This window comes from Flavobacterium sp. UGB4466 (assembly GCF_903469665.1).
Taxonomy (GTDB): Bacteria; Bacteroidota; Bacteroidia; order Flavobacteriales; family Flavobacteriaceae; genus Flavobacterium; species Flavobacterium lipolyticum.
In genome coordinates this window covers 1-14,621 of the sequence record NZ_CAGKLC010000010.1, presented here as the reverse complement: position 1 = coordinate 14,621, position 14,621 = coordinate 1, and the positions used below count along the sequence as shown (strand labels likewise).

Below are 14,621 nucleotides of genomic sequence, written 5' to 3'. Positions count from 1 at the left end.
AAATTAAATACAGCTTAATTGATGCCAATGCCAAACGGATTATCAATACTGTGCATTGGAGTAGTGAACCATTTTGGACCTTCAGCGGTCATATAAAAATGATCTTCATGACGAATCCCGAATTGACCCGGGATGCAAAGCATAGGTTCGTTACTTACTACCATTCCTTCTTGCAGAACAGTAGTATTGCCTCTTACCAAATACGGATGTTCGTGAATATCTAATCCTGTTCCATGACCCACGCGATGAGGTAATCCCGGCAATTCGTAATCGGCACTCAAACCGCCTGCTGCAATTACTTTGCGTGCGGCATCATCGACCGAACCGCAGGTTGCTCCTAATTGTGCGGCATCAAAAGCGGCTTTTTGTGCGGCTTTTTCTAGGTTCCAGATTTTGATGTGTGCGTCTGTTGGAGTTCCGTACACATAAGTTCGGGTGATATCAGACAGATAACCTTCCAAACGACAGCCTGTGTCGATAAGTACAACATCGTTATCTTTTAAATCCTGAGGAGTAGTAACCCCATGAGGATATTGAGAGTCATCGGCAAACAACACAATACAAAAATAAGAACCTGAAGCAATTCCTGCTTTGATATGTGCCTGATTGATAAAATCGACAACCGTTTCGGCTTTTATGCCCGGATACAAAATGCGTGCAGCGGCACGTTGAACCACCATCGTAATTTCTTTGGCTTGTTGGATGATTGCAATTTCATTGGCTGATTTCTGAATACGACAGCCAGTTGTAACCGGTTGGGAATTTTCGAATTCGTAATTTGGATTGGCTTTTACGATAGCATCTACTAAAAAATAACCGGCAGATTCGTCCAGTGCAATTTTACCGTTGTTTATGCCTTTGGTCTCCAGGATCTTTCCAAATAAAACAGCTGGTGATTCATGCTCTTCCCAGCAATTTAAATGGCCTTCAATTTTCATGAATTTCCTAAAAGTACCTTCTTCAAATTTCGGAACAATATATTCCAGGCTGCCGTCTTCAAACAATAAGGCTCCAACCATCCTTTCAGAGGGATTCCATTTGGTTCCGGTAAAATAGTATAGATTGGTTCCTGCGTTCACGAATAAGGACTTAAAACCTGCTGTTTTCATAAGCGACACCGCTTTCTGAATACGCATTTGATATTCCTCCGGCTGAATGGCCTTGACATTCAGGGTCATGTTTTGTATTTTTTCTAATTCTGCAATTGCGTTAGATCCGCCAACTCCAATGGTCATAGCTGTTATTTTAAGGTTAGTTGTTTTTTTTATTTTGGATTAAAAATAAGCCAATATTTTGGGATAGTGGTATTTTAACTTAAAGTAGATAAAATAGAATAATTTAAGGGTAATATACTATTGGATTTCGGGTTGTAATGCCTGTATTTTTAAAGATCAATTAAAACTTAAAAAATGAAAAGTATACAGCGTTTAGTATTGCTTCTGTGTGTTGTTCTGAGTTCGTATTTTGCGTCAGCGCAGAATAAATCAGATTTGTATCAGAAGCTCACGGTATTGTTTCCAAAAGCCGAAATCACAACGATAGAAAATTTAGAAGGTTATGCAGAGTCGTACCAATTGATTTTAGATGAACCTTTAGATCATAAAAATCCGCAAAAAGGAACTTTTAAGCATTATGTTTACCTCTCGCATCTGAATTTTAATAACCCAATGGTTATTGAAACGCATGGTTACAATACCAATAATATCAAAAGTGAGGTGAGTAAACTGTTAAACGCAAATCAGATTGCAGTCGAATACCGCTTTTACGGAAAGTCACGACCGGAACCACTTCCATGGGAATATTTAACAAACGATCAGGCTATCGCCGACTATCACAATCTTGTAACAAAACTGAAGCAGTTGTATACCGGAAAATGGATTTCAACCGGAATAAGTAAAGGCGGTGAAACGGCTTTGATTTACAAATCAAAATATCCGGATGATGTTGATGTGGCAATGCCTTATGTAGCACCGTTAATTAATACCCAGGAAGATCCCCGAACAGTAGAGCATACTAAAACAGTGGGGACAGCAGAATGCAGGGCTAAAATTACAGCCTTTCAGAGAACAGTTTTAGAAAATAGAGAAGCCGTTTTAAAGGAGTTTGAACAATATGCAGAAGAAAAGAAAATGACTTTTACCGAAGTACCTTTCGCTGAGGCATTAGAATATGCAGTTTTAGAATTTCCTTTTTCTTTTTGGCAATGGGGAGGAAAATGCGAGGCTATACCGTCAGTAACGGCGAGCCCGAAAGAGCTGTTTGCCTATTTGGATGAGGTTTCAGGCGTAAGAACTTATAACGATAAGATGTATTTTCATTATTTGCCATCCTATTATCAGCATTTAAAAGAATTGGGGTACTATGGTTTTGATTTTTCTCCGGTTGCCGATTTGCTTCAAGTGGTGAAAAGTACTTCCAATGATCGATTTGCACCTAAAGGAGTAGTGATAAAATACAATCCGAAATACATCAAAGAAGTGCGAAAATATGTAGAGAATAAAGGCAATAAAATTTTGTACATCTACGGCGGTTACGACACCTGGTACTCGTGTGCTCCAACACCAGATTCCAAATTAGATGCATTAAAAATGGTTCTTCCCGGGGGGAGTCACACCACGAGAGTGAAAGATTTTCCGGAGAATGATAAAAAACGAATCATGGAAACATTATCAAGATGGCTCGATTTAAAAGCACTTAACGATAAGGCCGAAATAAATTAAAAAGAAAAGGAGTGGTGAGTTTTTCTTAATGAGTTTAACCTCAAAGCATGCAAGGATTTTTAATGATAAGATTTTATACAAACGCAAAGTTCGCAAAGCTGTCATAAATAAAACTCTGCGAACTTTGCGAATATCTTTGCGTTCTTTGCGGTTAAACCTAAATATTAAACCAGTAGTTTTTGTGTTTTCAAATAATCCATAGCAAACTTACCCTCATTAAAAAGTAAATCCAAAACACTTAAATTGTTGATAAAACCATGTTTGTCGTCAAAAACCTGAGTGTACTTTTCGAATGAATTAAGGTCTTTTTTCCCGTTAGCCAAAACTCTGAAATCGGAGATATTTTCTGCCTCATGAAAATACTCTGTGGTTTTGCCGAACGCTAATTTCATGCGCAGGCACTTGGTAGTGATGTCCAGAACTTCAAGATTCAAATCCATTAAAAAAGTGTGCTGCTTTTCAAAAACAGGACGAATATCATCTTCAAAAAACTCAAAAAAAGGAGAACTTCTGTAAGCGGCTTCCAACGATTTGAAATGCTGTTTTTGCCAGTCAAATTCATTCTCGATTAAAACATCTTTTGTCTTCTGATGAGCTGATTTCGAATGTTTAACTGGGATATTTAGTAGTTGAATTCCGTTCGGGCTATAGATGTAGGTACGGTTTCTGTTAGTTTGTTTCTGGAAATTATCTTCCATTTCAAAAGTAATATTTTCAGATTGTGCCATAACTGCAAAGTGGCTGATCGATGGAAAATAAGTAGGAAGTAAAAGAGAGTTCATGAAGTCTAAAGTTTTTAAAGTCAAAAGTCAAAAGTCATAAAACAAGGTTCTTTAAACGTTACTTTATGACTTTAGACTTTTAAACATTTGACTGTTTATATTTATGCTTTGTTTTGTTTTCTTTTTCTCCAGAAATATTCTCCAACAAAGTAGGCTGCAAGAATAAACAGGAAATACTTAAAGTAAGATTGTGGTTGGCCTTCACCATCAACAGTTGTGAAAACTCTGCTCCAACGAATTTTGTTGATTCCTTTACCATTAGTATCCCAGCTCATCCAGATGAAAACCGGTTTTCCTACAATGTGATTTTCAGGAACGTAACCCCAGTAGCGGCTGTCTTCAGAGTTGTGACGGTTGTCTCCCATCATCCAATAGTAATTCTGCTTAAAAGTATAAGTTGTAGCAGGTTTACCATTGATTAAGAATTTAGAGCCATCCAGCTGCAAAGTGTTTCCTTCATAAGTGGTGATAATGTCTTTGTAAAATGGTAATGATTCATTGGTTAAGGCAACTGTTTTTCCTGCTTCCGGAATATAAATCGGACCAAAATTATCCTGATTCCATTTGTTGATGTGCGGGAAAATAGCGTTGTCATTTCCGTGGTCAATTTCTCTTGTAACGGCAGTAATGCCAGGAGTATTTTTTAGACGTTCTGCACTTGCCTCAGTTAAAGCTCTGAAATAAAGAGTGTCTCTTTTTTCGCTTTTAAATCCTGCTCCGTCTGTAATATCAAGCTCTCTTACCAAAGATTCAAAATCAATAGGGATTTTTGGGTCTATGGCTACTGAATAAGAATATTGCGGTTTTGCTCTTTCCGGTAAAACTAATTTTTTTCCGTTAATGAAAACAAATCCATCTTTAATCGATAAGCTGTCTCCCGGAATACCTACGCATCTTTTTACGTAATTTGATTTTTTATCAATTGGTTTGATGACACCCGGTCTTCCTTTTGGTTCGTAAAAATAGTGAACCGTATCTACCGGCCAGTTGAAAACGACAATATCAGTTCGTTTTATTTTTTCTAAAGCAGGTAATCTGAAATAAGGCAATTGTGGCCATTTCAAATAGGATTTTTGTTTTACAAACGGAATAGAGTCATGTACCATTGGTAATGCAACCGTAGTCATAGGGACTCTTGGACCGTAATTTACTTTACTTACAAACAGGAAATCCCCAATCAATAAAGATTTTTCTAAAGAAGAAGTAGGAATTGTATAAGGCTGTACTAAATAAGTATGTACCAATGTTGCTACGATAACGGCAAAAAGTAAAGAACTCAGGGTGTCTCCTGCTTTATTTTCAGAAGTTAATTTTCTGTCAGCGTTGTACACTAATTTTTGAGTGTAGTTAACATAATAGATATAGAAGCCTAAAGTGAAAATACCTAGAAGAGTATCTAAAGTTGTTTTTTTGCCAAACGTTCTTAAAGTCTCTACCCAAACCACCGGAAACATAATCAGGTTAATAATAGGAATGAAAAGCAATAAAGTCCACCAGGTTGGGCGGCTGATTATTTTCATTAAAACGATTGAATTGTATACCGGAATCGCAGCTTCCCAGCTTTTTCTTCCGGCAGCCTGATATAATTTCCAGGTTCCGATAAAATGAATAACCTGAACGGCTAAGAAAAATACAAACCAAAGATATAGTGTCATAATATTTTATTTAAAGTTTTAGGTTCGGGACTTAATTTGAAATTTTACCTAAACCTTCATAACGGTTTATTTTAAATTTAATACGTCTTTCATAGAATAGATTCCTGTTTTTCCGGCAAGCCATTCTGCTGCGATTACCGCTCCAAGAGCAAACCCTTCGCGGTTGTGTGCAGTGTGTTTTAATTCGATGCTGTCTACAGGGGAGTCGTAGGTTACAGTATGAGTTCCTGGTACTTCGCCAATTCTTTTAGCTTCAATATGAATTTCGTTGTTTTTTGCTTCGTCTAGAGTCCAATTAGTGTATTGGCTGTTTTCGATAACTCCTTTGGCTAAAGAAATTGCCGTACCACTTGGAGCATCCAGTTTTTGTGTATGATGAATTTCTTCCATCGTAACTTTATACGAATCCAGTTGAGACATGATTTTAGCTAAGTATTCGTTCAGTTCGAAGAAAATATTAACCCCTAAACTAAAGTTAGAGCTCGAAATAAAAGCGCCCTTCTTTTCGTTGCAAAGCGATATCATTTCGTCATAGTGTTCTAACCATCCTGTAGTTCCTGAAACCACAGGTACATTAGCATGAAAGCAATTGGAAATATTGTCAACGGCAGCAGTAGGGACGCTGAAATCGATCGCGACATCGGCTGTTGAAAGTCCGTCGTAAGTACTGAATTCATCTTTTTTTAAAACAATTTCATGACCTCTTTCCAAAGCAATTCGCTCGATTACTTTACCCATTTTTCCGTATCCTAAAAGCGCAATTTTCATTTCGTGTATTTTTTTTTAAAATTCAAGTAACCGGAGTTATTTAAAAGTGGTAATTAAAAGTTAGTCCAACATTTGGTCTGAAAGTTACAGCGTCAGGGTAAATTTCCGGGCGCAATGATAATCTTTCGTTTACGTTAAACTGAATCAATGCAGCGTCAACGTTGGCGTCGATAATGTTTAAGGCATAAAAACCAACGACAAATAATAGTGATAAATCTCTGTTTCGCTGATAAAATTTCTGACCGGCAATAAGTCTGCTGTCGTCCAGGAATTTATATTTATCGTCATTGTAGCCTTCCAGTCTTCGTTTGTAGGCTTCGCGATAATCGTGGTATTTTTTGTTATTGTCAAGATAGAAGTATAAACTCGTACCAATCGCTCCGTAGACCAAAGGGATTTTCCAGTACTTTTTATTGTATGCCTGACCTAAACCCGGTAAGATTGCCGAGTAGAATGCTGCTTTTGCAGGTGTAAGCGGATCGATTTCCTGCAATTTGCTAGTGTCTTTAACAACCAAAACCGTGTCTTTTTTTACCTGGGCAAAAAGAGAAACGGTTCCTATGAGAAAGAACAATAGGCTTATGGGGACAATTTTATTCACTATCCGTTGATTAATTTTATTATTCTGTTAAAGTCGGCTTCAGAATCAAATGGAATGGTGATTTTTCCTTTACCCGTACCGGCGACTTTTATATCAACTTTCGAACCAAAATAATCGTTGAAAGTGTTTTTTTGTGTTTCTCTAACCACAAAAGAAGACTCTGCTTTAGGTTTTCCTTCTGCTTTTGGTTTTAAACTTTCGTGATAGTTTTTTACCAGAGTTTCGGTTTCACGAACAGATAAATTCTGACTTACTATTTTTTGGTAGATATCAGTCTGAATGTCTAAGTCTTCAATATTAATGATTGCTCTACCGTGCCCCATGCTGATAAAACCGTCACGGATACCCGTTTGAATGATCGGATCCAATTTTAAAAGACGTAAATAATTGGCAATTGTAGAGCGTTTTTTTCCAACACGCTCACTCATTTGCTCCTGTGTCAGTTGAATTTCGTCAATCAGACGTTGGTAGGAAAGTGCGATCTCAATCGGATCTAAGTCATGACGCTGGATGTTTTCCACCAAGGCCATAACTAAGGATTCGTTGTCGTTGGCAATACGAATATAGGCAGGAACATGCGTTAAGCCTACTATGGTCGAAGCACGTAAACGACGCTCTCCTGAGATTAGCTGATATTTGTTGAAATCTAATTTACGAACAGTAATAGGTTGAATTACACCAAGTTCTTTAATAGAGGTGGCTAATTCGCGTAACGATTCTTCATTAAAATTGCTTCGGGGTTGAAACGGATTTATTTCGATAGCACTTATTTCAAGCTCAATGATATTTCCAACAACCTTGTCAGCATTTTTATCTTCTACTGATGTAATGTCGTTTTCCGGATCTTTTAATAACGCTGATAATCCTCTTCCTAAGGCTTGTTTTTTAATTGCTTTTGTCATAAAAACTATTTGCTGTTTTTCTTTATAATCTCCTGAGCTAAATTAATGTAATTAACGGCTCCTTTACTGGTTGCGTCATAATTAATGATGCTTTCCCCAAAACTTGGTGCCTCGCTCAGTTTAACATTTCGTTGAATAACGGTATCAAAAACCATATCATTAAAGTGTTTTTGAACTTCTTCTACAACCTGATTAGACAAACGCAATCTTGAATCGTACATGGTTAGTAACAATCCTTCGATGTCTAGATCCGGGTTGTGTATTTTTTGAATACTTTTTATGGTGTTCAATAATTTTCCTAATCCTTCAAGTGCAAAATATTCGCATTGGATTGGGATAACCACAGAATCAGCAGCTGTTAAAGCATTCAAGGTTAATAAACCTAGAGAAGGAGCACAGTCGATAATGATAAAGTCATATTCGTCTTTTACGCTTTCTAACGCTTTTTTAAGCATATACTCTCTGTTTTCTTTGTCAACCAATTCGATTTCGATGGCAACAAGGTCAATGTGTGCAGGTATCACATCAACATTTGGAGCTGTACATTTTAAAACGGCTTCTTTTGGTGTTATACTGTGTTCCAGGATTTGATAAGTTCCGGCTTCAACTGATTCTACGTCAATCCCAAGGCCAGATGTAGCATTGGCTTGTGGATCAGCATCGATCAACAATACTTTCTTTTCTAAAACGCCTAATGAGGCTGCAAGATTTACAGATGTTGTAGTCTTTCCAACGCCTCCTTTTTGATTAGCAATCGCAATGATTTTGCCCATTTATTTTCTGAATTTTGAACCGTAAAAATACAATTATTTATGGTTTCTGAAAATCTATTTTGTTAACATTTGTGAATCTTCGTTTAATCGTTGTATGGTGCGTGTTTTCTGGAATTGATTTTAAGGATAATCAAAAAACAAGAACGAAATTTCGTTCTATTTTTTGATTTCTTTTAGTCTAAAAAGAGCAAAAGCTTACTTTAGTCAGAAAAATGGAATTAAAAGTGGGGGTAAATTTTACTGCTCATTTTTCTTTTTCAAATCTTTTACAAGGCTGGTTGTGAAAAATAAAATAGTTGTACCTCCTAACAAAATGCATAGCCACATAAACCAGGATTGCTGCCAAAAAGATTTGTTTTTCGTTTGATTCTTTAGGGGCGTTTTTTGCTGGATATCGTAAATAAACGTTTGTGGTAAATTGGAGGCAATACTACTTTTAAAAGAAGAAAGGTCATATTCCGGGGCGGTCATGGATTTGTTTCCGGTTTTAAGAATATAATTTTCGTTTGAGTTTAGTTCAGCAACTATCGAAACCGGGTTTTGATTGAATTTTACTTTTAAGATGGATAGCGGTTGATTGTCGTTGTTTTCTATTTTTATAAAAAGCTCTTTTTCGAATATTTCCGAGATCGTAAAGATGCTTTTTACATCTGAATTTAATTCGAACGTTGCGATTTCATCTTCTATTTCTATTGATTTTCTCTTTAATTGTCTTTTTTCCTTTTTGTATAAAACAGCTTTACGGCTGTAATAAGTGGGTTTTGTAATTTCAAATGAAATTTGGTTGATGATTTGCGGGGCATCAAAAAGCACATGAATTTGAGTTTCTTTCGTTGAATGATTCTCTGTTACAGTTGATTTGCCGGAAGTGATTTCCTGTAAAGGTCTTTGATGAATCTGGTTGGTAAAATTACCGGCTTTTAAGAGGTTAACAGGAAGCGTTTTTTGATCGTCAAAATCAATCTTTAAGTAACGGTAGGTGTTTAAAGGATATGATATCGTTTTAATAACACTAGTTTCTGACGCACTGCTTAAGTCATCTAAAATTTGAGAATTGGAGATTCCGAACCATTCTGTTTGATCATCACTTCCGGAAACCGTATATCTTTTTTCGGCATCGGAATTTGCGATAAAAAGGGAGATCTGATTGTGGTTTTTAGCAGACGGAATTGCAATGATAATAGAGGTGCTTTTTTTGGGAGTGACTGTTTTTGAGATAATGGTATACTCTGTAAAAGTGTTTAGCCTATTGTTTTTAGGAGTCTGGATAAAATACGGAACCTCATTTCCTTTTGAGTCAAATAATCTGATGTCGCTAAGATCTTGTTTGGAATAAGATCTAATTTCGGGAGATAAAACAATTTCATGAAAACCTTTCTCCGAAACGGGTTTTATTTTTCCGGTAGTCTGATATTGCCCAAAAGAAAGGTTTGCAAAAAATAGAAGTAAGATGAATTTAGTTAGTTTCATTGTTGTTTTTTGGTTTGTCTTCGTCAATAACTAAGACTTTGATTTTTTGATATACAAAGGAGATAATTAAAATTAATATTCCCAGGAGGATAAACGATATGATTTTTCCGGTTTCGGAAATGTTGCTGATGTCGTATAAGAATAATTTCAGAATGGTTAATCCTAGCAAAGATAAAGCGATAATACGTAAAGATTTTTGTTGTTTTTTGATGCCGATAATTAAAAACACAAAAGCCAGAACTCCCCAAAGAATAGGAAATCCGGTTTTAATTATTTTAATACTCGCCAGATGAATAGAGTCTCCTGCTACTAATTCACGCAGATAAGGTAAATTAGATTTGTAGCCTGTGTAAGTACTTGTTTGTAGGTCGTGAAGAGAAACAGACGAATTCATAACCACAAGTCCGTGAAGCATTACTTCTGAGCTACAAATATAAAGGATGAAAAAGGCGGCACCCCAGATGAGGTATCGACTAGGAAGAAAAGGGAAATTTGTTTTTTTGTAAATCTGAAACAATTGATAACCAAAGTAAACGATGATTAGCAACGAAATATAATGAAGATAAAAAGCAATTGATGTTCCAACACCTAAAGTAATAATATCCCTGTGTTCTAAAAATGGATAATTGGAAAACCAGAAGGTAAATAAAACAATATTTGAAAGAGCTATTAACAAGGCGCCCTGATATCCTGCTGCTGTTTTTCTCCCGATTAGAAATGTAGTGTATAATGCAGAGAACAGTAAGTGATATAAAATGGGGAGTGCAATCGAACTGTATAGGTTTTCGATATAATGATTAGATTGATAAATAACTTCAAATAAACCAGTGAAATAACCTATTCCAACAGCTGCTGCAGCGACAAATTTCCTGTACGTTTCCGGATTGAAAGTGATGTTGAAGAGGGTTGAATCTTCGGTTTCATTTTTTAACAAATACCAAATTGCAGACAAAGAAGCTACAGCGAAAATACCAGTTATAAAAATTGGGTTTATGACGATGCTTAGAGGCAGATCGCTACTGTAGTAATGATTCCAATCCATGATCAGACTAAAAAGCATTAAGATATGAACAATTACAGCACCAAATCGATAGCTTGTAATTTTTGATTTTTGTGCCAGCCAAAGTAATAAAACGGCTTCTGTAGCCCAGAATAGCGTGATATAATTTCCTTCAAATTGAATTGGAATCGCTAATGTTACAAAAGTCAGGGTTAGTCCAATAAGCAGATAAGCCGCTTTTTGGTCGAGTTCGAATTTCTTGTATAAAAACCAGGCGTAGATCAAATTTAGGAGTGCTAAAGCAGTGGTGAATAGACCTTTTAATTCAGTATGATAAAAGGTTAAGATAGCCATTCCAGCTGCATAGAACAAAAATGTATTGCTTGCCAGGATAGTAAGCTGAGTTTTTGAAAACTCGCCTTTTGATCGGATATTGTTAATGATATTCATTAAAATGAAGATAAAGTAGAAGAGGAATCCAAACAGAAAACCTCCGGCGTAATGCGGCTTGTCAGAATTTAAATCCTTCGATAACCAGGCTGCAAACAAGAGAACCGTAAAGATGTAAGAAAGAATATTAACCAGATTCCATTTTTTATAAGAGGCGATAGCCAGAATTCCGATGTTCAAAATCGCAATATAGGTAAAAAGAACAACGTAGTTTCCTGCACCGGTGCTGACCATAAACGGAACGGCAAATCCTCCAATAAGAGAAAGTACCGCTAATTCGATTCTGTCGTACGATAAGGAGATTAAGGCGCTAAAAGCAGTAATGATTACCATAATGCTAAAAGCAACCGTTTGATTGAACAAGTGATAATCGTGAAAAGCAATTCCAATAGTGAAATAAAAAATGGCAATGGAGCCTGCAACAATAACAGAGCTGAATGCAGCATAGTTTTTACGTAATTTATGCGCTATTCCCATAACTATTGCTCCGCATAAAACGCCAATTCCAACACGTGCGGGTTCATTAATCCAGTCTTTGTCGATGGCATATTTTACAAAATAGCTTATTCCTAAAACAAGAATTAAGATTCCAATTTTGTTAATTAAGTTCTCTCCGATAAATTTTTCCAGATCCGGATTTTTTTCTTTAAAATTCTCCCAGAATGATTTTTCAGGTGCTACAGGAGCGATTTGTTTTGGAACTGTTTTTTCAGCTGCCGGAGCAGGTTGTAATGCTGCCGGAGCATGCAGTTTTTCAGGTTCTGGAGTCTTAATTTCTTCTGTTGGTGTTGCAATAGAAATTTTTTCCTCGACAACTTCGGGTTGAACAGGTTCAGGAATATTTTGATTCGATTGTTCCGGGATTGTCCTGAAATCTTCTTTTTTGACAACCGGAATGGGGGCAACCGAAATATTTTCAGTAGATTTTTCCACTGTTTTTAATAAATCAATTTTTTTACTGAGTTTTTGAATATCATCTTCAAGATGATCAAAACGACTTTTTATGGTATTAAGAATATAAAATAAAAAGCAAAACAACAGGGCTAAAAGAAAACCTTCCATTTGGAAATGAGTTTGATATTATGATTTTGTAAATATAATAACATTTTTATATGATGAAGGCTTTTAAGCTTTTTTCGTGTTAATTCAATAAAAAGTATTTAGCTTTTGAAACCTTGGTTTTATTTAGAAAATAAAAAAGGCTCTTAATTTTTGAAATTGTTTTGGATAAGTAAAAAATAGTTCTATCTTTGCACCCGCTTACGGGGTGTAGCGTAGCCCGGTTATCGCGCCTGCTTTGGGAGCAGGAGGCCGCAGGTTCGAATCCTGCCACCCCGACAAAAGTCTTTTCATTTTTTGGAAAGACTTTTTTTTTGCTTTTAAACCAAAATCATATAGTTAAACAGTTATCGCGTCCCGATCGGAATCGGGAAGGCCGCAGGTTCGAATCGGGCCACCCCGACAAAAGTCTTTTTAATTTTTGGAAGGACTTTTTTTTGAGTTTAAACCGAAATCATATAGCTGAATTGAATCATATAGCTGAACCAAAATCATATTAGTTAAACAGTTATCGCGTCCCGATCGGAATCGGGAAGGTCGCAGGTTCGAATCGGGCCACTGCGACAAAAGTCTTTTCATTTTTTGGAAAGACTTTTTTTTTGGTTTAAACTGAAATCATATAGCTGAACTGTTATCGCGTCCCGATCGGAATCGGGAAGTCCGCAGGTTCGAATCGGGCCACCCCGACAAAAGCCTTTTGATTTACTTTTCATTTTCTTTTTTTTTTGCAAATAAGCATCTCAAGATAACTAGTGCTCCAAACCTTTTTTGTTGCTCACTTTCCCGTGTATTACATGAATCGACCAATTATTACATCTGTAGTTGTGTTTATTGAATTGCAAACTCTTCTTTGTTTTTTTACTGGTTCCTTTGTCTTTGTAGCGATTTAACTGTTAAATAGATAATTGCATCGTCAAAAGTGCTAAAAGTACTAAAAAATGGCACTGCAAGAAATTTCGATTTAGTTTAAAAACTTAAAAAAAACATTTTGTTATGACTCGTACTTTTATTTTCTTTTTTCTGAAAAAGCCTTTTTGGGGTTATATAATCACTTTTTTGTCGGTTTTTCAGACGATGTTGGCGCAGGAGGCTCCGCCTATAGTACAATGTTCCAATCTTGCTTTTACGAATACTACAGGAACAAAATCGACTATTAGTTGGCAACCTGGGAATTCAACTTTTAGTACAGTATTTATCCGCAAAGGAACAAGCACCAACTCCAATGCCATTCCGGTAGATCATGTTCGTTATAAAGCTAATACTGCTTTTGGTTTAGGAGATCAAATTGGTACGTCTGGCTGGTATTGTGTTGCTGATACTATGACGACTAATGCGGAGGTGACTGGTTTAACTCCTGGAACTGCCTATCAGGTACAGGTGTTCGTTAGTAAGATTTATGGAGCTAGTGGTCATATATATTATTTAAGAACAGTCAACTCTGGTAATTCTGCAACATTGACGACACTAAACAATGTCGCTACTTTGAGTAATGTAAGCCTGAGTTCCGGAGCACTTACTCCAGTTTTTTCCTCCAAAACTACAGCTTATACAGCCAGTGTATCTAATGCCGTTAGCAGTATCACGGTTACACCGGTCACTACTGATACCCATGCGACTATAAAAGTAAATGGGGTAGCGGTGAGCAGTGGAAATCCTTCTCGGACGATTGATAATCTGGAAGTAAATAATGTGGATGCTAAGGCAAATCGTATTGCGATCGAAGTTACGGCTCAGGACGGTACGGTAAAAACCTACACCATAAAAGTGCTCAGGCTTTCTGCGCCGCCAACGATTCAGGCCACTAATCTTACTTTTACCAAGACCACAGCAACCACTACTACTGTGGATTGTACCAATGGAAATGGAAATCAAAGGATGCTTTTAATGCGTGCAGGTACAGGCGATGGAACTACACCTGTACCGGATAATTTATATTTCAGAGGAAGCACTATTTTTGGCTTGGGAGATCAGATCAGTACAACAGGTTGGTGCTTAATTCGCTATGGGTCAGCGCTTTCTGATTTAGAAGTCCAAGGTTTGGCGCCTGGAACAACTTATCAGGTCATGGTTATGGAGTTTATTGATGATGGAGGGGATTATCCATCCTATTTAACCACAACCAGCACCGGTAATCCGGCAACAGTCACTACACCACTGAGTAATGTCGCTACTTTAAGCAATTTGGGTATTAGTTCAGGAGCTTTGGATCCGGTTTTCTCTTCAGGAACTACAGATTATATGGCCAGAGTATCTAATGCCGCTAGCAGTATCACGGTTACGCCGGTCACTACTGATACCCATGCGACTATAAAAGTAAATGGGGTAGCGGTGACCAGTGGAAATCCTTCTCAGACGATTGATAATCTGGAAGTAAATAATGTGGATGCTAAGGCGAATCGTATTGCGATCGAAGTTACGGCTCAGGACGGTACGGTAAAAAC

Annotated in this window: 11 protein-coding genes and 1 tRNA gene; 3 read left to right on the top strand and 9 right to left on the bottom strand. The window is 36.9% G+C overall.

Annotated features, from left to right (window positions below):
* Positions 1–14: 14 nt before the first annotated feature.
* On the bottom strand, positions 15–1,235 hold the full coding sequence (locus JO950_RS04640; RefSeq protein ID WP_202701537.1) for a Xaa-Pro peptidase family protein: 1,221 nt from the start codon (positions 1,233–1,235) through the stop codon (positions 15–17).
* A gap of 174 nt (positions 1,236–1,409) precedes the next feature.
* On the opposite strand from JO950_RS04640, the gene JO950_RS04635 reads away from it, so the two are divergent.
* Positions 1,410–2,720 (top strand): S28 family serine protease, encoded by a 1,311-nt coding sequence (locus tag JO950_RS04635; RefSeq protein ID WP_202701535.1) that lies wholly within the window; start codon positions 1,410–1,412, stop codon positions 2,718–2,720.
* 164 nt (positions 2,721–2,884) lie between these two features.
* Here the strand turns inward: JO950_RS04635 and JO950_RS04630 are convergent, their stop codons facing one another.
* The 8 genes from JO950_RS04630 to JO950_RS04595 form a co-directional block, all read right to left on the bottom strand.
* Positions 2,885–3,502 carry a WbqC family protein gene (locus tag JO950_RS04630; RefSeq protein WP_202701533.1) on the bottom strand — a complete coding sequence of 206 codons (618 nt, stop codon included), beginning with the start codon at positions 3,500–3,502 and terminating at the stop codon, positions 2,885–2,887.
* A gap of 101 nt (positions 3,503–3,603) precedes the next feature.
* On the bottom strand, positions 3,604–5,157 hold the full coding sequence (lepB, locus tag JO950_RS04625; protein WP_202701531.1) for a signal peptidase I: 1,554 nt from the start codon (positions 5,155–5,157) through the stop codon (positions 3,604–3,606).
* Between the two features lie 66 nt (positions 5,158–5,223).
* Complete coding sequence (dapB, locus tag JO950_RS04620; RefSeq protein ID WP_017494832.1) at positions 5,224–5,925, bottom strand: 4-hydroxy-tetrahydrodipicolinate reductase; 702 nt, start codon at positions 5,923–5,925, stop codon at positions 5,224–5,226.
* 40 nt (positions 5,926–5,965) lie between these two features.
* Positions 5,966–6,526, bottom strand: coding sequence for a DUF5683 domain-containing protein (locus tag JO950_RS04615; RefSeq protein WP_202701530.1), 561 nt, complete (start codon positions 6,524–6,526; stop codon positions 5,966–5,968).
* Positions 6,526–7,428, bottom strand: coding sequence for a ParB/RepB/Spo0J family partition protein (locus tag JO950_RS04610; RefSeq protein WP_202701529.1), 903 nt, complete (start codon positions 7,426–7,428; stop codon positions 6,526–6,528). The genes JO950_RS04615 and JO950_RS04610 overlap by 1 nt, the downstream gene beginning before the upstream one ends.
* Positions 7,429–7,433: 5 nt before the next feature.
* Entirely contained in the window at positions 7,434–8,201 is a 768-nt protein-coding gene (locus JO950_RS04605; protein WP_202701528.1) for a ParA family protein, read from the bottom strand.
* Positions 8,202–8,438: 237 nt separating this feature from the next.
* A complete protein-coding gene (locus JO950_RS04600; protein ID WP_202701527.1) occupies positions 8,439–9,671 on the bottom strand; it encodes a hypothetical protein in 1,233 nt (410 codons plus the stop codon).
* Positions 9,658–12,183 (bottom strand): DUF2339 domain-containing protein, encoded by a 2,526-nt coding sequence (locus JO950_RS04595; RefSeq protein WP_202701526.1) that lies wholly within the window; start codon positions 12,181–12,183, stop codon positions 9,658–9,660. Before JO950_RS04595 ends, JO950_RS04600 begins: the two co-directional genes overlap by 14 nt.
* 201 nt (positions 12,184–12,384) lie before the next feature.
* Between JO950_RS04595 and JO950_RS04590 the strand changes: the two genes are divergently transcribed.
* Positions 12,385–12,459, top strand: a tRNA-Pro gene (locus JO950_RS04590).
* 714 nt (positions 12,460–13,173) lie between these two features.
* Positions 13,174–14,621, top strand: a 1,448-nt coding sequence (locus tag JO950_RS04585) for a cadherin-like beta sandwich domain-containing protein (protein WP_202701525.1), incomplete at its 3' end; no start/stop codon positions are given.

Bases quoted from the DNA above. Each gene is read 5' to 3' on its own strand.
- JO950_RS04630 (WP_202701533.1), bottom strand. From the start codon at position 3,502: ATGAACTCTCTTTTACTTCCTACTTATTTTCCATCGATCAGCCACTTT.
- JO950_RS04635 (WP_202701535.1), top strand. From the start codon at position 1,410: ATGAAAAGTATACAGCGTTTAGTATTGCTTCTGTGTGTTGTTCTGAGT.
- lepB (WP_202701531.1), bottom strand. From the start codon at position 5,157: ATGACACTATATCTTTGGTTTGTATTTTTCTTAGCCGTTCAGGTTATT.
- dapB (WP_017494832.1), bottom strand. From the start codon at position 5,925: ATGAAAATTGCGCTTTTAGGATACGGAAAAATGGGTAAAGTAATCGAG.
- JO950_RS04640 (WP_202701537.1), bottom strand. From the start codon at position 1,235: ATGACCATTGGAGTTGGCGGATCTAACGCAATTGCAGAATTAGAAAAA.
- JO950_RS04595 (WP_202701526.1), bottom strand. From the start codon at position 12,183: ATGGAAGGTTTTCTTTTAGCCCTGTTGTTTTGCTTTTTATTTTATATT.
- JO950_RS04605 (WP_202701528.1), bottom strand. From the start codon at position 8,201: ATGGGCAAAATCATTGCGATTGCTAATCAAAAAGGAGGCGTTGGAAAG.
- JO950_RS04610 (WP_202701529.1), bottom strand. From the start codon at position 7,428: ATGACAAAAGCAATTAAAAAACAAGCCTTAGGAAGAGGATTATCAGCG.
- JO950_RS04600 (WP_202701527.1), bottom strand. From the start codon at position 9,671: ATGAAACTAACTAAATTCATCTTACTTCTATTTTTTGCAAACCTTTCT.